Annotated in this window: 16 protein-coding genes; 8 read left to right on the top strand and 8 right to left on the bottom strand. The window is 66.0% G+C overall.

Annotated elements, in window-relative coordinates:
* The first annotated feature begins 19 nt into the window (after positions 1–19).
* From IEV56_RS05980 to IEV56_RS05950, 7 genes are read left to right on the top strand one after another with little or no spacing between them, the layout of a single operon-like run.
* On the top strand, positions 20–934 hold the full coding sequence (locus tag IEV56_RS05980; RefSeq protein WP_229730194.1) for an acyl-CoA desaturase: 915 nt from the start codon (positions 20–22) through the stop codon (positions 932–934).
* A complete protein-coding gene (locus tag IEV56_RS05975; RefSeq protein WP_188448786.1) occupies positions 931–2,172 on the top strand; it encodes an NAD(P)/FAD-dependent oxidoreductase in 1,242 nt (413 codons plus the stop codon). Before IEV56_RS05980 ends, IEV56_RS05975 begins: the two co-directional genes overlap by 4 nt.
* Positions 2,169–2,924: a DUF1365 domain-containing protein gene (locus IEV56_RS05970; RefSeq protein ID WP_188448784.1), complete on the top strand. Its 756-nt coding sequence runs from the start codon at positions 2,169–2,171 to the stop codon at positions 2,922–2,924. Before IEV56_RS05975 ends, IEV56_RS05970 begins: the two co-directional genes overlap by 4 nt.
* Positions 2,925–2,931: 7 nt before the next feature.
* Positions 2,932–4,170, top strand: coding sequence for an SAM-dependent methyltransferase (locus tag IEV56_RS05965; RefSeq protein ID WP_188448782.1), 1,239 nt, complete (start codon positions 2,932–2,934; stop codon positions 4,168–4,170).
* Entirely contained in the window at positions 4,170–4,724 is a 555-nt protein-coding gene (locus IEV56_RS05960) for a DUF2878 domain-containing protein (RefSeq protein WP_188448780.1), read from the top strand. Before IEV56_RS05965 ends, IEV56_RS05960 begins: the two co-directional genes overlap by 1 nt.
* Positions 4,721–5,500 (top strand): DUF1295 domain-containing protein, encoded by a 780-nt coding sequence (locus IEV56_RS05955; protein ID WP_188448778.1) that lies wholly within the window; start codon positions 4,721–4,723, stop codon positions 5,498–5,500. Before IEV56_RS05960 ends, IEV56_RS05955 begins: the two co-directional genes overlap by 4 nt.
* 12 nt (positions 5,501–5,512) lie before the next feature.
* Positions 5,513–6,553 (top strand): SAM-dependent methyltransferase, encoded by a 1,041-nt coding sequence (locus IEV56_RS05950; protein ID WP_188448776.1) that lies wholly within the window; start codon positions 5,513–5,515, stop codon positions 6,551–6,553.
* Between the two features lie 39 nt (positions 6,554–6,592).
* Here IEV56_RS05950 and IEV56_RS05945 read toward each other — a convergent pair whose 3' ends face one another.
* Both IEV56_RS05945 and IEV56_RS05940 read right to left on the bottom strand, forming a co-directional pair.
* A complete protein-coding gene (locus IEV56_RS05945) occupies positions 6,593–7,096 on the bottom strand; it encodes a hypothetical protein (RefSeq protein ID WP_188448774.1) in 504 nt (167 codons plus the stop codon).
* A gap of 83 nt (positions 7,097–7,179) precedes the next feature.
* Positions 7,180–8,235, bottom strand: a complete 1,056-nt coding sequence (locus tag IEV56_RS05940; protein WP_188448772.1) for an OmpA family protein — start codon at positions 8,233–8,235, stop codon at positions 7,180–7,182.
* 302 nt (positions 8,236–8,537) lie between these two features.
* Between IEV56_RS05940 and IEV56_RS05935 the strand changes: the two genes are divergently transcribed.
* Positions 8,538–10,607 carry an oxidoreductase gene (locus IEV56_RS05935; RefSeq protein WP_425488565.1) on the top strand — a complete coding sequence of 690 codons (2,070 nt, stop codon included), beginning with the start codon at positions 8,538–8,540 and terminating at the stop codon, positions 10,605–10,607.
* A gap of 12 nt (positions 10,608–10,619) precedes the next feature.
* On the opposite strand, the gene IEV56_RS05930 is transcribed toward IEV56_RS05935, so the two are convergent.
* The 6 genes from IEV56_RS05930 to IEV56_RS05905 form a co-directional block, all read right to left on the bottom strand.
* Positions 10,620–11,069: an ion channel gene (locus tag IEV56_RS05930; protein ID WP_188448768.1), complete on the bottom strand. Its 450-nt coding sequence runs from the start codon at positions 11,067–11,069 to the stop codon at positions 10,620–10,622.
* Positions 11,069–12,262 (bottom strand): 2-methylaconitate cis-trans isomerase PrpF, encoded by a 1,194-nt coding sequence (prpF, locus tag IEV56_RS05925; protein WP_188448766.1) that lies wholly within the window; start codon positions 12,260–12,262, stop codon positions 11,069–11,071. Before prpF ends, IEV56_RS05930 begins: the two co-directional genes overlap by 1 nt.
* 3 nt (positions 12,263–12,265) lie before the next feature.
* A complete protein-coding gene (acnD, locus tag IEV56_RS05920) occupies positions 12,266–14,878 on the bottom strand; it encodes a Fe/S-dependent 2-methylisocitrate dehydratase AcnD (RefSeq protein WP_188448764.1) in 2,613 nt (870 codons plus the stop codon).
* A gap of 31 nt (positions 14,879–14,909) precedes the next feature.
* A complete protein-coding gene (gene prpC, locus IEV56_RS05915; protein WP_188448762.1) occupies positions 14,910–16,055 on the bottom strand; it encodes a bifunctional 2-methylcitrate synthase/citrate synthase in 1,146 nt (381 codons plus the stop codon).
* Positions 16,056–16,064: 9 nt separating this feature from the next.
* Positions 16,065–16,940: a methylisocitrate lyase gene (gene prpB, locus IEV56_RS05910; protein WP_188448760.1), complete on the bottom strand. Its 876-nt coding sequence runs from the start codon at positions 16,938–16,940 to the stop codon at positions 16,065–16,067.
* Positions 16,941–17,010: 70 nt separating this feature from the next.
* The gene (locus IEV56_RS05905; protein ID WP_188448758.1) at positions 17,011–17,997 is read right to left on the bottom strand and encodes a malate dehydrogenase; all 987 of its coding nucleotides are present in this window, start codon (positions 17,995–17,997) and stop codon (positions 17,011–17,013) included.
* Positions 17,998–18,002 lie beyond the last annotated feature (5 nt).

Genomic DNA, 18,002 nt, shown 5'->3' with positions numbered 1-18,002 from the left:
GCCGTCCAGAATTAACGGTATGTCTGCTTCGCGCTCCCGCCTCCGTACCCTCATCGCCTGGTTCGACAGCGAAGCCGTGCCCGAGCCGAAAGGCGACGGCGTCGCCTGGCTGCGCATCCTGCCGTTCATCGGCCTGCATCTGGCCTGCCTGGCGGTGTTCTGGGTCGGCTATTCGCACGCTGCGCTGGCCGCCTTGGCAGTCACTTACGGCCTGCGCATGTTCGCCATCACCGGCTTCTACCATCGTTATTTTTCGCACAAGACCTTCAAGACCCACCGCTGGGTCGAATCGTTGTTCGGCTTCATCGGCGCCGCCAGCGCGCAACGCGGCCCGCTGTGGTGGGCCGCCCACCACCGCCATCACCACCGGCATTCCGATACCCCGCAGGACCTGCACAGCCCGATCCACGGCTTCTGGCGCAGCCACATGAGCTGGTTCCTGCGGCATGAAGCCTTCGCCACCGATTATTCGGTGATCCAAGATTTCGCCAAACGCCCGTTCCTGCGCTGGCTGAACCGCTTTGATATCGTCGCGCCGGCCGTGTTGGCCGCATTGCTGTACCTTATCGGCGAATTGCTGGCCCGTCACGCGCCGGGGCTGGATACCGATGGCGCCCAGCTGCTGGTCTGGGGCTTCGTGCTGTCCACGGTGCTGCTGTTCCATGTCACCGTCAGCATCAACTCGGTGGCGCACGTCTGGGGCTCGCGCCGCTACGCCACCCGCGACGACAGCCGCAACAATGCGTTGTTGGCGCTGTTCACCTTCGGCGAAGGCTGGCACAACAACCACCATCATTATCCCAACAGCGTCCGCCAGGGCTTCTTCTGGTGGGAACTGGACCTGACCTACCTTGCGCTGCGCACGATGCAGGCGCTGGGCTTGGCTTGGGACCTGAAGCCGGTGCCGGCACGCGTTAAAGCGGAGGCGATGTGAGAATCGCGGTCATCGGCAGCGGTATCGCCGGCATCGCCAGCGCCCGGGCGCTGGCGCAACGGCATGAAGTGGTGTTGTTCGAGAAAGAGCACCGGCTCGGCGGCCACACCCACACGCACACGCTCGAGATGGCTGGACGCCGGTACCGCATCGATTCCGGCTTCATCGTGCACAATCCCGGCAACTATCCGCTGTTCAGCGCGTTCCTGCGCCAACTGGGTGTCGGTACGCGCGAAACCGAGATGAGCTTCGCGGTGCACAACCGCGCGCTCGGGATGTACTACAACGCGCACGACCTCGGCGGCCTGTTCTGCCAGAAGCGCAATCTGGCCTCGCCGGCGTTCTGGCGCATGCTGGCCGAAATCCGGCGTTTCTACCGCGAATGCCCGGCGCTGCTGGCCTCCGCCGAGGACGGCCCGACCCTGGGCGAGTATCTGCGCGCGGGCGGCTACGGCCGCTACTTCACCGAAAACCACCTGATTCCGATGGCCAGCGCGCTGTGGTCGTCGCCGAGCGCGCGCATCCTGGACTTTCCGGCCAAGTACCTGGTGGCGTTCATGGCCAACCACCACATGCTGCAACTCAGCGGCCGGCCGGTCTGGCGCGTGCTGGAGAACGGTTCCAGCAGCTACGTCGAAAAGCTCGCGGCGCAATGGCCGGTCGACGTCCGCCTCGGCGCCGGCGTACGCCGGGTCAACCGCTTCGAGTCGCATGTCGAGCTCGAGACCGCCGACGGCAACGAACGCTTCGACCAGGCGGTGTTCGCCTGCCACAGCGACCAGACCCTGGCCATGCTGGGGGCGCCGAGCACGGCAGAGCGCGAGATCCTCGGCGCCATCCGTTACGCCTCGAACGAAACCGTGCTGCACCGCGACGCCTCGGTGCTGCCGCCGGACCGCCGCGCCTGGGCGGCCTGGAACGCCGACATCCCCGCCGATCCGTCGGCGCCGTGCACGGTCAGCTACTGCATGAACATCCTGCAGGGCGTCGACAGTCCCGAGCCGTTCATCGTCAGCCTGAACCAGCGCGGGCAGATCGCACCGGACAAAATCTTCGCGGTGATGGATTATCAGCATCCGCAATACGACCACGCGATGGTGCGCGCGCAGACCCGCCGCGGCGAAATCCAAGGCCTCAACCGCAGCTGGTTCTGCGGCGCCTACTGGGGTTTCGGCTTCCATGAAGACGGCTTCCGCAGCGGCCATGAGGTCGCCCAGGCACTGCTGGAGCGGGAATGACGGCCCTGCAGTCCGATGCCCTGTACGTCGGACGTATCGCGCACCGGCGCTTCGTCCCGAAGCCGCACGCCTTCCGTTACGGGCTGTTCCAGCTCTATCTCGATACCCGCCGGATCGAAGCCACCCTGTCGCGGCTGCCGTTCTGCTCGATCGGCCGCTTCAATTGGCTGCAGTACCGGCGCGCCGATTATTTCGGCGACCCGTCGCTTTCGCTGGACGAGGCCGTGCGCCGGCACGCCGAAGCCGAAACGGGGCAGGCCCAGCGCGGACCGATTTTCATGCTGACGCACCTGCGCGTGCTGGGGTTCGTGATGAATCCGGTCAGCTTCTACTACGGGTTCGACGAAGACGGCCGGACCCTGCGTTGGATTCTGGCCGAAATCACCAACACACCGTGGGGCGAGCGTTTCAGCTATTTCCTGCCGATCGAACCCGGCCATGATGCGCGGCAGCCGGCGACATGGCGCTTCCCCAAGCGCTTCCATGTCTCGCCGTTCCTGCCGATGGCGCTGAAGTACGATTGGCGCTTCGGCACACCCAGCGAGGCCTTGGGCGTGTACATGCGGGTACAACGGGCCGGCGAGCGGCAATTTGACGCGACCTTGACCCTGCGGCGGCGAGAATTGAGTCCATCATCGCTGCTGCGGCAACTGTTGGCGTTCCCGTGGATCACCGCGAAAGTCGCCGTCGGCATCTACTGGAACGCCCTGCTGCTCTGGTTCAAACGCGTTCCGTTCCACGACCACCCCTGAGACCGACATGATCGATACCGAGCTCCAGACCGCCGCCGGCAAGCCTTCCGCGTTCGACGCCCTGATCCGCCGGCAGGTGCTCGGCAAACTGGCCGGCCTACGCCATGGCCACTTCCGCCTGGCCGAACCAGGCGGCGGTCCGCTGCTACTCGGCGATGCGTCCGCCCCCGACTTCGGCACCCTGGAGATCCGCGATCCGGCGTTCTTCGCCAAAGTCGCCTTCGGCGGCTCGGTCGGCGCCGCCGAATCCTACATGGACAGCGACTGGCGTTCCGCGCGCCTGGTCGACATCATGCGCCTGCTGATCCGCAACCGCGACCTGTTGGACGCGATGGAAGGCGGCGGCGCCCGCTTCGCCGGCTGGCTGATGCGCGGCGCGCACGCACTGCGGCGCAACACACGCTCCGGCAGCAGGCGCAACATCGCGGCGCACTACGACCTCGGCAACGACCTGTTCGAGCTGTTCCTCGACCCCAGCCTGATGTATTCCTCGGCGGTGTTCGAGCGCGAGGACATGACGCTGGAGGAAGCCTCCGAACGCAAGCTGCAGCTGATCTGCGAAAAACTCGAGCTGGGCCCGGACGACCATCTGGTCGAGATCGGTACCGGCTGGGGCGCGATGGCGGTGTATGCGGCGTCGCGCTACGGTTGCCGGGTCACCACCACCACCATTTCCAGGCAGCAGCACGACCTGGCCGCGGAACGCATCCGCGCGGCCGGCCTGCAGGAGCGCGTGACCCTGCTGTTCAAGGATTACCGCGAACTGGAGGGCCGCTTCGACAAACTGGTGTCGATCGAGATGATCGAAGCCATCGGCCACCAGTACCAAGACACCTACTTCGCCAAGTGCGCGTCCCTGCTGAAGCCCGGCGGCAAGGCGCTGATCCAGGCCATCACCATCGAGGATCATCGTTACCGACAGGCCCTGCACAGCGTCGACTTCATCAAGCGCTACATCTTCCCCGGCAGCTACATCCCCTGCGTCAGCTCGATGGTGGCCTCCGCCGCCGAGGCCGGGCAACTGCGGCTGACCGGCCTGCAGGACATCGGCGACAGCTATGCGCGCACCCTGAATGAATGGCGCCGGCGCTTCCTTGATGCCGAAACGGCGGTGCGTGCGCTCGGCTACGACACCCGCTTCGTGCGCATGTGGGATTTCTACCTGGCCTACTGCGAGGCCGGCTTCCGCGAACGCTCGATCAGCGACGTGCATATGCTGTTCGCCAAACCCGGACAGGCCGACTGATGCAATCCGCGTCCGCCGACCTGCCGCGCACGCTGCTCAATCTGATCGGCTTCCAGTCCGTCTGGCTGTCGTGCGTGATCGGCGCCGGTAACGGCGATTGGCGGCCCGGCGCCTTGGCTGCGGCCGTGTTCGCGCTGTTGGTGCTGGCGTTCGGCCGCAACCGGCAACGCGATTTGCGGACCGTGGCGATCGCCCTGCCGATCGGCTTCGTGATGGACAGCGTGCTGGTGAAATCGGAATGGCTGCGCTATGCCGGCGCCTTTCCATGGGCCGATTGGGCGCCATTGTGGATCATGGCGCTGTGGCTGGCGTTCGCGCTGACCTTGAATCATTCGCTGCGCGCGGTCTACCGCAGCCGCCTATACACTTTCCTGTTCGGCCTGCTGGGCGGGCCATTGGCCTACGGCATCGCCGCCGCGCGTTTCGGGGCGATGACGGTCGAGCATCGGCTGATTCCGTCGTTGCTGCTGATCGGCGCGGTCTGGGGTATCGGCTTCAGCACGATCCGCTGGCTGGACCGCGGCATTTCGAACCATGAGGAAGCGACGCCATGAGCATTGCCGATATCCTGCTGCCGGTGTTCGCCGGCAGTGCCGTGGCCATGACGCTGGTCTGGCTGCTGGCCCTGAAGCTGCGCAACATCGGCATCGTCGACGTCGCCTGGGCCGGACTGATGGCCTTGGCCGGCATCTACTGCGCTTGGGTATCCGACGGCAGTCCGGCGGCGCGTCTGGCCGTGGCCGGATTCGCCGGCATCTGGGGTCTGCGCCTGTCCCTGGCCCTGTTCGTGCGCGTACGCCACGAGCCCGAGGACGGCCGCTACCAGGCGCTGCGCGCGGCCTGGAACGGCAGTCCGGCCAAGCTGTTAGTGTTCTTCCAAGGCCAGGCCGTGATCGTCGCCCTGTTCAGCCTGCCGTTCATCGCCGCCGCGTCCAACCCCGCCCGCGGTTTCGACGCGCTGTGGTTCGCGGCGCTGGCCGTGTTCGTGTTGAGCGTGTCCGGCGAAGCCCTGGCCGACGCGCAGCTGGCCGGCTTCCGCGGCAACCCAAACAACCGCGGCAAAACCTGCCGGAGCGGGTTGTGGGCCTGGTCGCGGCATCCGAATTACTTCTTCGAATGGCTGCATTGGTTCGCCTATGTGCTGATCGCCGTCGGCGGCGCGCGCATGCCGCTCAGCCTGATCGGCCCGGTGCTGATGCTGGCCTTCCTGTACCGCATCAGCGGCATCCCGTGGACCGAAGCGCAGTCCCTGCGCTCGCGCGGCAAGGATTACCGGCGCTACCAGCGCGAAGTCAGCGCGTTCTTCCCTTTCCCCCCGAAAGCCCGATAAACCCGGAGCCTTATGAGTCTGATCGATTTCGCCGAACGCCGGCTGCTGCCCGACGCCCTGATCCGTTACGGCATCCGCCGCCTGTGCGCGCAGCGCCTGGCCGATGAAGGCGCCCGCGACGCCGGGTTGGCCGACCGCCGTTTCAACGCCCTGATCGAAGAGCTGAAGCGGAGTCCGGTGGCGATCGAGACCGCCGCCGCCAACGAACAGCACTACGAGGTTCCCACCGAATTCTTCACGCTGTGCCTCGGCAAGCGCTTGAAGTATTCCTCGGCCTACTACCCCAACGGCGACGAGAGCCTGGACGAAGCCGAAGAGCATATGCTGCGCCTGTATGGCGAACGCGCCGAACTGCGCGATGGACAGGACATCCTGGAGCTCGGCTGCGGCTGGGGCTCGCTGACGCTGTGGATGGCGGAGAACTACCCGAACGCGCGCATCACCGCGGTCTCCAATTCGGCCACCCAGCGCGCGCACATCGAAGCGCAGTGCCGGGAGCGCGGCTTGGGCAACGTCACCGTGCTCACCCGTGACGTCAACGTGCTTGACTTCCCCGCCGACAGCTTCGACCGCTGCGTCTCGATCGAGATGTTCGAACACATGCGCAACTACCGGACCCTGCTGGATTCCGTCTCGCGCTGGCTGCGCCCCGACGGCGCGTTGTTCGTGCATATCTTCGTGCACCGCTATCTGATGTATCCGTTCGAGGTCGAGGGCGAAGACAACTGGATGGGCCGCTATTTCTTCACCGGCGGCCTGATGCCCTCGGCCGACACCCTGCTGCACTTCGCCGACAGCCTTGCGGTCGAATCGCGCTGGTTGGTGCCCGGACGCCACTACGCCCGCACCGCCAATCATTGGCTGGCCAACCAGGACGCCCACCGCGACCAGGTTCGCGCGATTTTGGCTAAAGCCTACGGTGAGGACCAGGCCGACATCTGGGCCCAGCGCTGGCGCATGTTCTGGATGTCGTGCGCCGAGCTGTTCGCCTATGACGGCGGCAACGAGTGGATGGTGGCGCACTACCGCTTCCGCAACAAAAAACCCGGCTGAGCCGGGTTTTTCCATTGCGCCGCAAGACCGCGCCCTGACTCAGAGTTTGTCTTCGGGCTTGGGCTCAGCCGGCTTGGCCGGCACGATGCGGATGCCCTGCGACTTCATCCAAGCGTCGAAATCCTCGGCAGTCATTTTCTTGCCGCCTTGGGTCATGTTGAAGCGCACTTCCTTGGGCTTGGCCGCTTCTTCCGGCTTCGGCGTGGCCGTCGAGGTTCCGGGCTTGCGGTCGCCCTTGGTGTATATCGGACGTTTTTTCGCCGCCTGCTGCGCCGCCTTGCGCTTGCGCTCCGCCTCCAACCTCGCCGCCTCGGCCTTGCGTACCGCTTCGGCTTCGGCGGCCGCCTTGGCTTCCGCCGCGGCGATCTGTTCCGGCGTCGGTTGCGGCGGCGGCGGCGGCATCTGCACCGGCTCGATCACCGGGGCCGGCTTGGGCGGCGCCGGTTGCTCGCGTTGGCAGGACGCCATCAGCGCCACAACCGCCAACAACGGCAGAGCCGACCATGGGCGGAAACGGAAAGTCTTGATCGATGCATTGTCCATTGCACGATGATACGGAATCCCCTGCGGTACGGCAATAAAAAAGCCCGGCCGAAGCCGGGCTTTTCCATGTCGCGTGCGACCGCTTAGTTCTGAACGTTCAGTTCGGTACGGCGGTTGTTGGCGCGGCCTTCTTCGGTGTCGTTGGTGTCGATCGGACGGGTTTCGCCGTAACCGTTCGGACCGACCAGACGGGAGGCGTCGATGCCCTTACCGGTCAGGTAGTCGTACACCGCTTGGGCGCGACGCTCGGACAGCTTCTGGTTGTAAGCGTCCTTGCCCTTCGAGTCGGTGTGGCCGGCGACTTCGACGCGCAGCTGCGGGTACTTCTGCAGCACGGCGACGGCTTCGTCGAGGATCACGACCGCGTCAGGACGCAGGGTGGCCTTGTCGAAGTCGAAGTTCACGCCTTTCAGGTCGATGGTCAGTTTGACCGCGCAACCGTCGGCGCCGATCACTTCACCGGCTTGCGAGTTCGGGCACTTGTCGTTGCAGTCATTCACACCGTCGCCGTCGCCGTCGAGGGTGTCGCAGGCCGGAGCCGGCGGGGTCGGTTCGACCGGAGCGACCAAGTCGCCCAGCTTCACCAGCACCGAAGCGGCGGCGTAGTAGTCCATGAACGAACCGATGTCGCCGACGACTTGATCGTTCTCGTTGTGGCTGTCGTAACGCACGCCGGCTTCGACGCGGTAATCAACGCGCTTGCGGCGGTCGGTTTCGATACCGGCGCCGAGCTTGGCGGCCCATTCGGTGCCTTCATAGATGCTTTCGATGTCGTGGCGGGTGGCGCCGATGCCGCCGACCAGGAACGGATCCCAGTTACGGCCTTCTTTCACGAAGTAGTAGCGGCCGTTCAGGAAGGCCGAGGTCAGGTCCCAGTTCACGTCACCGGTGAACGGGTTGATGTCGAGAGCCGGGCTGGAGCGGTCGAGCGAAAGCTCGAGGCCGAAGTTCGGGCTGACGCGTTTGCCGACACCGATGCCGAACAGCAGGTCGTTGTTGGCATCAAGGCGATCCTTGTCGGTACCGAGGACACCGACGGTGCCGGACAGGTACCAACGATCGTCGAACTCCTGGGCGGAAGCGACTTGCGAGAGGCTGACGGCGCCGAGAAGAGCAAGGCCGAGTAGATTTTTCTTCATTTTAGATCTCCATATGCACGTGGAAAAAACGCTACAAATCGAAACAGGCTCATATGCCCGCGACTTCAACGATCGCATTCCTGATCGAATCGTTAACACTAACATAACATTAAATGGAGCAAATGCAAGCCCGAAAGTGTGAAACATGTCATGAATTCGTCAACAAATCGCCGTTTTTACGTTACCTGACGTGACGAGGAACGGCAGCGCTACATGCAACGGCGAATGCCATAAGTCGAGGCGCTTGACCTAAGCGATGCAGTCGAAACACCCGCGCCCGCATTTTTACTATACTGCGCAGTATGGTGCAAGGTCCGCCCGCACCGTCACCTTCCGGAACCCCGTTCATGAGCCATCCCGAATTCCCGCATCTGTTCGCTCCGCTCGACTTGGGCTTCTGCACCCTGCCCAACCGTATCCTGATGGGCTCGATGCATACCGGCCTGGAGGACCGGCGCGCCGACTTCCCCAAGCTGGCCGCCTATTTCCGCGAACGCGCCGAAGGCGGCGTCGGGCTGATGGTGACCGGCGGCATAGCGCCCAACATCCGCGGCTGGCTGAAGCCGCTGTCGGGCAAGCTCAGCTGGCGCCTGGAAACCGGGCCGCACCGGCAAGTCACTTCCGCGGTGCACGGCGCCGGCGGCCGCATCGCGATGCAGATCCTGCATGCCGGCCGCTACGCCTACCATCCGTTCTCGGTCTCCGCCACCGGCAAGAAGGCGCCGATCAATCCGTTCAGTCCGAAGGCGTTGGGCGCGCGCGGCGTCGAAGCCACCATCCAGGACTACGTGCGCAGCGCCGTGCTGGCGCGCGAAGCCGGTTACGACGGCGTCGAGGTCATGGGCTCGGAAGGCTATCTGATCAACCAGTTCGTGTCGCCGCAGGTGAACGACCGCAACGACGCCTGGGGCGGCGACGCCGAACGCCGTCGGCGCTTCGCGGTCGAGATCGTGTCGCGCATGCGCGAGGCGGTCGGGCCGGATTTCATCCTGATTTACCGGCTGTCGATGCTGGAGCTGGTGCCGGAAGGGCTGGCCTGGCCGGAAATCGTCGAGCAGGCCAAGGCCATCGAAGCCGCCGGTGCGACCCTGATCAACACCGGCATCGGCTGGCACGAGGCGCGCGTGCCCACCATCGCCACCTCGGTGCCGCGCGCGGCCTTCGCCGGCGTCACCGCCAAACTCAAACCGCACGTGCGTGTGCCGCTGGTGGCCACCAACCGCATCAACATGCCGGAGGTGGCCGAAGGCATCTTGGTCGACGGCATGGCCGACATGGTCTCGATGGCCCGGCCGTTGCTGGCTGACCCGCAGTGGCCGGCCAAGGCCAAGGCCGGCAAGAGCTGGCTGATCAACACCTGCATCGCCTGCAATCAGGCCTGCCTCGACCACGTGTTCGAGAACAAGCCGGTGTCCTGTCTGGTCAATCCGCGCGCCGGGCACGAAACCGAGCTGAACTTCCACCCCGTGGCGGCGCCGAAACGCATCGCCGTGGTCGGTGCCGGCCCCGCCGGATTGAGCTTCGCCACCGCCGCCGCCGGACGCGGACACGCGGTGACGCTGTTCGACGCCGCGGCGGACATCGGCGGCCAGTTCAATTACGCCAAACGCATTCCCGGCAAGGAGGAGTTCCACGAGACCATCCGCTACTTCCGCCACCTGCTGGCGGAAACCGGGGTGACGGTGGAACTGGGCACGCCGGTCGATGCCGCGCTGTTGCAACGCGGACAGTACAACGAGATCGTCATCGCCACCGGCATCACCCCGCGCCGCCTGACGCTCACCGGCGGCGACCACCCCAAGGTATTGAGCTATTTGGACGTGTTGCGCGACGACAAACCGGTCGGCGCCTCGGTGGCCATCATCGGCGCCGGCGGCATCGGCTTCGACGTCGCCGAATTCCTGCTGCACACACCGGCTAGCGGACCCGATCTGAGCCGCTGGATGCGCGAATGGGGCGTGGATCCGCAATTTGAAGGCAAGGGCGGCCTGCGCCGGCCCGAACCGGAACCACCGGCTCGCCGGATCTGGCTCTTGCAGCGCAGTCCCGGCAAACCCGGCGCGCGCTTGGGCAAGACCACCGGCTGGATCCACCGTGCGGCGCTGAAAGCCGGCGGCGTGGAAGCCTGGGGCGGCGTCGAATATCTCGCCGTCGACGACGAGGGCCTGCATATCCGCAAGGACGGGCAAGTCCAGGTGCTGCCGGTGGACAACGTCGTGGTCTGCGCCGGCCAGGAACCGGACAAGTCGCTGTACTGGGCGTTGCAGGAGCTCGGCGTCCAGGCGCACGTCATCGGCGGTGCCGATGTGGCGGCGGAGCTGGACGCCAAGCGCGCCATCGCCCAAGGCGCGGAGCTGGCGGCGGCGATCTGATCCTGCCGCCGGCTATCTGCGCCAGAAGCGCTCCATCTCCAGATAGGTGAAAGAGGCCGACCAGGTGATCAGCACGAAGCCGGTCAGCGAGGTGGTACCGGCCAGGAAGCGGATCGGGCCCTGCGGCGAGATGTCGCCGAAGCCCACGGTGCTGAAGCTCTCGGCAGACAGGTAGATGCAGTCCAGCAGGTTGACTACGGGCATACCCACCGCCGAACCGGCATCCGGATAATGCAGCAGGGCCCACAGGGTGATGCCGAGTATCCAAATTTCGACGACATGCAGGCCGAGCACGCCGAAGATGGCGTACAGCACCTTGCGCCGGGAGTAATGTTCGCGGCGCCGGGCCAGGCGGCCCGAGATGAAACTGAGGCCTTCGTAATGGACCAGGACCGCCATCGCCACCGCCGCGAAGGTGGCGGCGACCACGAGCAGATTCGCATCCCAGTCCGGGTAACCCATCAGCAGACATCCGCCGGCACGCGTACCGCGCCGTCCATCAGCACCCGCGCGCTGCGGCTCATCACCGCCTTGGTGACGGTCCACTGACCGTCCACCTGCCGCACATCGGCACCGACACGCAGCGTGCCGGACGGATGGCCGAAGGTGACTACATTGCGGGTACCGCCGCCGCTGGCGGCATTGACCACTGTTCCCGGCACGGCGGCGGCGGCGGCGATGGCCACCGAGGCGGTGCCCATCATCGCGTGGTGCAACTTGCCCATGCTCAGCGCGCGTACGCACAGGTCGATGTCGGCGGCGGCGACGCGCTTGCCGCTGGATGCTGTATAGCTAGCCGCCGGCGCGACGAACGCGACCTTCGGCGTATGCTGGCGCGTGGCGGCCTCGGATACGTCTTTGATCAGCCCCATGCGCACCGCGGCATGCGCGCGGATGGCCTCGAACATGGCCAGCGCCTTGGCATCGCCGTTGATCGCGTCCTGCAGTTCACTGCCGGTGTAGCCGATGTCGGCGGCGTTGACGAACACGGTCGGAATGCCGGCGTTGATCATGGTGGCCTTGAGCGTGCCGACGCCGGGCACATCGAGTTCATCGACGAGGTTGCCGGTCGGGAACATCGCGCCGCCGCCCTCGCCTTCGCCCTCGTCGGCCGGATCGATGAACTCCAGCACGATCTCGGCGGCCGGAAAACTTACGCCATCGAGCTCGAAGTCGCCGATCTCCTGCACCTGGCCGCCCGCCATCGGCACATGCGCGACGATGGTCTTGCCGATGTTGGCCTGCCAGATGCGCACGGTGCAGAGGCCGTCCTGCGGCACCTTCGAAGGATCGAGCAGACCGTTGGCGATGGCGAACGGGCCCACGGCCGAGGACAGGTTGCCGCAGTTGCCGGACCAGTCGACGAAAGCGGTGTCGATCGACACCTGGCCGTACAGATAATCGACATCGTGACCGGGCACCGAGGACTTGGCGATGATCACGCATTTGCTGGTGCTGGAGGTGGCACCGCCCATGCCGTCGGTGTGCTTGCCGTACGGATCGGGCGAACCGATCACCCGAAGCAGCAGGGCGTCGCGCGCCGGACCCGGCACGCGCGCGGCCTCGGGCAGATCCTCCAGACGGAAGAACACGCCCTTGGAGGTACCGCCGCGCATGTAGGTGGCGGGGATGCGGCGTTGCGGTGCGTAGGCCATGGCTCAGTCCGCCTTGTTGGCTTCGAGGAAGTCCTGCGCGAAGCGCTGCAGCACGCCGCCGGCCTCGTAGATGGAAACCTCCTCGTCGGAATCGAGACGGCAGGTGACCGGCACCTCGACGCGCTCGCCGTTACGACGGTTGACCACCAGCGTCAGCGTGGCGCGCGGCGCGCGTTCGCCGAGCACATCGAAGGTCTCGGTGCCGTCGATGCCGTAGGTCTTGCGGGTTTCGCCCGGCTTGAACTCCAACGGCAGCACGCCCATGCCGATCAGGTTGGTGCGGTGGATGCGTTCGAAGCCCTCGGCCACGATCGCCTCCACGCCGGCCAGGCGCACGCCCTTGGCTGCCCAGTCGCGCGAACTGCCTTGGCCGTAATCGGCGCCGGCGATGATGATCAGCGGCTGGCCGCGGCCCATGTAGGTCTCGATCGCTTCCCACATGCGCATCACCGTGCCCTCGGGCTCCACACGCGCCAGCGAACCCTTCTTCACCGCACCGCCCACCACCGCCATCTCGTTCAGCAGCGTGGGGTTGGCGAAGGTGGCGCGTTGCGCGGTCAGGTGGTCGCCGCGGTGGGTGGCGTAGGAATTGAAGTCCTCTTCCGGCAGGCCCATTTTGGCCAGGTATTCGCCGGCCGCGCTGGACGCCAGGATCGCGTTCGACGGCGACAGGTGGTCGGTGGTGATGTTATCGCCCAGCACCGCCAGCGGCCGCATGCCACGCAACGTGCGCGGCTTGGCCAGCGCGCCTTCCCAATACGGCGGACGGCGGATGTAGGTGCTCTGCGGACGCCAGTCGTACAGCGGGCTGACGGCCTCGCCCGACGCCACCGCGATCTTGAACATCGGCTCGTACACGCGGCGGAACTGCTCCGGCTTGACCGCCGATTTCACCAACGCGTCGATTTCGGCGTCGCTTGGCCAGATGTCCTTGAGGCGGATTTCGCGGCCGTCGACCGTGCCCAGCACGTCCTTCTCGATGTCGAAACGGATGGTACCGGCGATGGCATAGGCCACCACCAGCGGCGGCGAAGCCAGGAACGCCTGCTTGGCGTAGGGATGGATGCGGCCGTCGAAGTTGCGGTTGCCGCTGAGCACCGCGGTGGCGTACAGGTCGCGGTCGATGATTTCCTGCTGGATCGCCGGATCCAGCGCGCCGCTCATGCCGTTGCAGGTGGTGCAGGCGAAGGCCACGATGCCGAAGCCGAGCTTTTCCAGGTCCTCGGTCAATCCGGCTTCGTCCAGATACAGCGCCACCGCTTTCGAGCCCGGCGCCAACGAGGTCTTCACCCACGGCTTGCGGGTCAGTCCCAGGCGCGCGGCGTTACGCGCCAACAAACCGGCGGCGATGACGTTGCGCGGGTTGGAGGTATTGGTGCACGACGTGATGGCGGCGATGATCACCGCGCCATCGGGAAGCAGGCCCTTCGCCTCCTCCGCCCGGCCCGCCTGCAGCTTGCCTTCGTCGGCGATGCCGCGTTCGGCCAGTTGCGCCACCGGCAGGCGCGCATGCGGATTGGACGGACCGGCCATGGTACGCACCACGCCTGACAGATCGAACTGCAGCGTGCGCTCGTACTGCGCGGCGCGCAGATCATCGGCCCACAGGCCGGCAGCCTTGGCGTAGGTTTCCACCAGCGCCACCTGTTCGTCGCTGCGGCCGGTCAGGCGCAGGTAGTCGAGCGTGTTGCCGTCGATGAAGAACATCGCGGCCGTGGCGCCGTATTCGGGCGCCATGTTGGAGATGGTGGCGCGGTCGCCGATGGTCAGCGCCGCGGCGCCTTCGCCGCGGAACTCCAGATACGCGCCCACCACTTTCTGCTGGCGCAGGAATTCGGTCAGCGACAGCACGATGTCGGTGGCGGTGATGCCCGGCTGCGGCTTGCCCGTCAGCTCGACGCCGACGATGTCCGGCAGACGCATCCACGAGGCGCGGCCGAGCATCACGTTTTCGGCCTCCAGGCCGCCGACGCCGATGGCGATCACGCCCAACGCATCCACATGCGGCGTATGGCTGTCGGTGCCGACGCAGGTGTCCGGGAAAGCCACGCCGTCCTGCATGTGGATCACCGGGCTCATCTTCTCCAAATTGATCTGGTGCATGATGCCGTTGCCCGGCGGAATCACGTCGACGTTGCGGAACGCCTGCTTGGTCCAGTCGATGAAGTGGAAGCGATCGGCGTTGCGGCGGTCCTCGATGGCACGGTTCTTGGCGAACGCATCCGGGTCGAAGCCGCCGCATTCCACCGCCAGCGAGTGGTCGACGATCAGCTGCACCGGCACCACCGGATTGACCTGCGCCGGGTCGCCGCCCATGTCGGCGATGGCGTCGCGCAGGCCGGCCAGATCGACCAGCGCGGTCTGGCCGAGGATGTCGTGGCAGACCACCCGCGCCGGGAACCACGGGAAGTCCAGATCGCGTCGGCGCTCCGCCAGCTGGCGCAGGTAGTCGTCGCGTCGGGCCGGATCGGCCTTGCGCACGATGTTCTCGGCGTGCACGCGCGCGGTGTACGGCAGCTCCGCCCACGCGCCGGGGCGCAGGGAATCGACCGCGGCGCGCGCGTCGTAGTAATCGAGTTTCGTGCCGGGCAGCGGTTTGCGGTAATCGGTGTTCATCGTCGTCTGTCGGTTGCGGCCGGCGCGCGGCTCAGCGTTGGTTCAGTGGCACGTATTCGCGGTCTTCCGGGCCGGTGTAGTTGGCGCTCGGGCGGATGATCTTGCCGTCCTCGCGCTGTTCGATGACGTGCGCGCTCCAACCGGTGGTGCGCGCGATCACGAACAGCGGGGTGAACATCGGGGTCGGGATGCCCATCATGTGGTAGGCCGAGGCGCTGTACCAGTCGAGATTCGGGAACATCTTCTTGGTGTCCATCATCAGGTTCTCGATGCGCTCGGACACGTCGAACAGCGTCCGGTTGCCGCCCTCGGCGCAGAGTTTGCGCGAGATCTCCTTGATGATCGGATTGCGCGGATCGCCGATGGTGTACACCGGGTGGCCGAAGCCGATGATGATCTCCTTGCGCTCCATGCGCGCGCGGATGTCGGCTTCCGCGGCGTCGGCGGAACCGTAGCGGCTGATGATGTCCATCGCCACTTCGTTGGCGCCGCCGTGCTTGGGCCCGCGCAGCGCGCCGATGGCGCCGGTGATGCAGGAATGCAGGTCGGAGCCGGTGCCGGCGATGACGCGCGCGGTGAAGGTCGAGGCGTTGAACTCATGCTCGGCATACAGCACCAACGATTGGTCCAGCGCGCGCGCATGCGATTTACTCGGCGGCTCGCCGTGCAGCAGGTGCAGGAAGTGGCCGGCGGTGGTCTCGTCGTCGGTTTCGACATCGATGCGGCGGCCGTTGCGGGTGAAGTGCCACCAGTACAGCAGCATCGAGCCGAAGCTGGCGATCAGCTTATCGGCGATGTCGCGCGCTTCGTTGGCCGGGTGGCCTTCGCGTTCCGGCAGCACGGTGCCCAGCACCGAGCAGCCGGTGCGCAGCACGTCCATCGGGTGCGCGTTGGCCGGCACCAGTTCCAGCGCTTCGGCGACGATGGCCGGCAGGCCGCGCAGGCGTTTCAGCTTGGCGCGGTAGGCGGCCAGTTGCGAGGCGGCCGGCAGGGTGCCGTGCACCAGCAGGTGCGCGACTTCCTCGAACGAGGACTGGGTGGCCAGATCGTGGATGTCGTAGCCGCGGTAATGCAGGTCGTTGCCGCTGCGGCCGACGGTGCACAGGGCGGTATTGCCGGCGGCGGTGCCGCTCAGCGCCACGGATTTCTTGGCTTTCGGGAGGACTTGTTCGCTCATGTCGGTTCCTTATTTCTTGTCGGCGAATAACGCGTCGAGTTTGTCTTCGTAGCGGTGGTAATCGAGGAAATCGTACAGCTCGGCACGCGTCTGCAGCGTGTCAATGAGGTTCTTCTGGGTGCCTTCGCGGCGGACGGTCTCGTAGAAGTTGAGCGCCGCCTTGTTCATCGCGCGGTAGGCGCCGCAGCAGTACAGGGCGATGTCCACGCCGGCGTCGCGCAGCTCGTCGGTGGTGAAGAACGGCGTGCTGCCGAATTCGGTCAGGTTGGCCAGGATCGGCACCTTCACCGCGGATTTGAACTTGCGGTAGTCGTCCAAGGTCTTCATCGCTTCTGGGAAGATCATGTCGGCGCCGGCCTCGACATAGGCCACCGCACGCTCGATGGCGGCATCGAGACCTTCGACCGCGGCCGCGTCGGTGCGCGCCATGATCACGAAATCGGCGTCGCTGCGCGCGTCGACCGCGGCCTTGACCCGGTCGACCATTTCGTCTTTGGACACCACCTCCTTGCCCGGCCGGTGGCCGCAGCGCTTCTGGCCGACCTGGTCTTCCATATGCACGGCGGCCACGCCGATGCGCTCGAAATTGCGGATGGTGCGGCCGATGTTGAACGCGCCGCCCCAGCCGGTGTCGATGTCGACCAGCAGCGGCATGCCGGTGGCGTCGACGATGCGGCGGGCGTCGGTCAGCACGTCTTCCATGGTGCTGATGCCGAGATCGGGGATACCCAGCGAGTTGGCGGCCACGCCGCCGCCGGACAGGTACAGGGCCTTGTAGCCGGTGCGTTTGGCCATCAACCCGGCATAGGCGGTGATGGCGCCCATCACCTGCAACGGCGTTTCTTCGGAAAGGGCGGCGCGGAATCGGGTGCCGGCTGAAATCATCTTTGGTGTTCCCGGTTGTGCGGGCCATCGGCCCATAAACGAAGGGCGGGCAATGCCCGCCCCGTTCGGCTTACTGCAGCAGGTCGGCGACGCCGGCGCGCTCTTCTTCCAGTTCGGCCAGGGTGAAGTCCATGCGCTCGCGGCTGAAGGCGTCGATGTCGAGGCCCTGCACGATGTCATAACGGCCGTCGCGGGTGACCACCGGGAAGCCGTACATCACGCCTTCGGGGATGCCGTAGCTGCCGTCCGACGGCACGCCCATGGTGACCCACTCGCCGTTCGAGCCCAACAGCCAGTCGCGGATGTGGTCGATGGCGGCGTTGGCGGCCGAGGCGGCCGAGGACAGGCCGCGCGCCTCGATGATGGCGGCGCCGCGCTTGCCCACCTTCGGGATGAACACGTCCTTGTTCCAGGCCTCGTCGGCGATGGCGTCCTTGACCGAGGCGCCGTCGATGGTGGCGAAGCGGTAGTCCGGATACATGGTCGGGCTGTGGTTGCCCCAGACGATCAGCCTGCGGATGTCGCCGACCGGCTTGCCGGTCTTGCCGGCCAACTGGCTCAGCGCGCGGTTGTGGTCCAGACGCAGCATGGCGGTGAAGTTCTTCGGATTCAGGTCCGGCGCCGACTTCATGGCGATATAGGCGTTGGTGTTGGCCGGATTGCCGACCACCAGCACCTTGACGTCACGCGAGGCCACGGCGTTCAGCGCCTTGCCCTGCACGGTGAAGATCTTGGCGTTTTCCAGCAGCAGGTCCTTGCGCTCCATGCCCGGACCGCGCGGACGGGCGCCGACCAGCAGCGCGACGTCGGCGTCCTTGAAGGCGACCATCGGGTCGTCGGTGCCGACCATGCCGGCCAGCAGCGGGAACGCGCAGTCCTCGAGCTCCATCATCACGCCCTTGAGCGCGGCCTGGGCTTTTTCCATCGGCAGTTCCAGCATCTGCAGGATAACCGGCTGGTCCTTGCCCAGCATTTCGCCGGAGGCGATGCGGAACAGCAGGGAGTAGCCGATTTGGCCGGCGGCGCCGGTGACAGCAACACGGATGGGGGCTTTCATGGGAT

This window comes from Arenimonas maotaiensis, assembly GCF_014638745.1.
GTDB classification, from domain to species: domain Bacteria; phylum Pseudomonadota; class Gammaproteobacteria; order Xanthomonadales; family Xanthomonadaceae; genus Arenimonas; species Arenimonas maotaiensis.
Note: the sequence above shows the minus strand (reverse complement) of the source record. Positions and strands in the feature narration are given on the sequence as shown.

What these genes read in the sequence shown, in the direction of transcription:
- IEV56_RS05980 (WP_229730194.1), top strand. Translation starts at nt 20, where the DNA reads ATGTCTGCTTCGCGCTCCCGCCTCCGTACCCTCATCGCCTGGTTCGAC.
- IEV56_RS05970 (WP_188448784.1), top strand. Translation starts at nt 2,169, where the DNA reads ATGACGGCCCTGCAGTCCGATGCCCTGTACGTCGGACGTATCGCGCAC.
- IEV56_RS05965 (WP_188448782.1), top strand. Translation starts at nt 2,932, where the DNA reads ATGATCGATACCGAGCTCCAGACCGCCGCCGGCAAGCCTTCCGCGTTC.
- IEV56_RS05960 (WP_188448780.1), top strand. Translation starts at nt 4,170, where the DNA reads ATGCAATCCGCGTCCGCCGACCTGCCGCGCACGCTGCTCAATCTGATC.
- IEV56_RS05955 (WP_188448778.1), top strand. Translation starts at nt 4,721, where the DNA reads ATGAGCATTGCCGATATCCTGCTGCCGGTGTTCGCCGGCAGTGCCGTG.
- IEV56_RS05950 (WP_188448776.1), top strand. Translation starts at nt 5,513, where the DNA reads ATGAGTCTGATCGATTTCGCCGAACGCCGGCTGCTGCCCGACGCCCTG.
- IEV56_RS05945 (WP_188448774.1), bottom strand. Translation starts at nt 7,096, where the DNA reads ATGGACAATGCATCGATCAAGACTTTCCGTTTCCGCCCATGGTCGGCT.
- IEV56_RS05940 (WP_188448772.1), bottom strand. Translation starts at nt 8,235, where the DNA reads ATGAAGAAAAATCTACTCGGCCTTGCTCTTCTCGGCGCCGTCAGCCTC.
- IEV56_RS05935 (WP_425488565.1), top strand. Translation starts at nt 8,538, where the DNA reads ATGGTGCAAGGTCCGCCCGCACCGTCACCTTCCGGAACCCCGTTCATG.
- IEV56_RS05930 (WP_188448768.1), bottom strand. Translation starts at nt 11,069, where the DNA reads ATGGGTTACCCGGACTGGGATGCGAATCTGCTCGTGGTCGCCGCCACC.
- prpF (WP_188448766.1), bottom strand. Translation starts at nt 12,262, where the DNA reads ATGGCCTACGCACCGCAACGCCGCATCCCCGCCACCTACATGCGCGGC.
- acnD (WP_188448764.1), bottom strand. Translation starts at nt 14,878, where the DNA reads ATGAACACCGATTACCGCAAACCGCTGCCCGGCACGAAACTCGATTAC.
- prpC (WP_188448762.1), bottom strand. Translation starts at nt 16,055, where the DNA reads ATGAGCGAACAAGTCCTCCCGAAAGCCAAGAAATCCGTGGCGCTGAGC.
- prpB (WP_188448760.1), bottom strand. Translation starts at nt 16,940, where the DNA reads ATGATTTCAGCCGGCACCCGATTCCGCGCCGCCCTTTCCGAAGAAACG.
- IEV56_RS05905 (WP_188448758.1), bottom strand. Translation starts at nt 17,997, where the DNA reads ATGAAAGCCCCCATCCGTGTTGCTGTCACCGGCGCCGCCGGCCAAATC.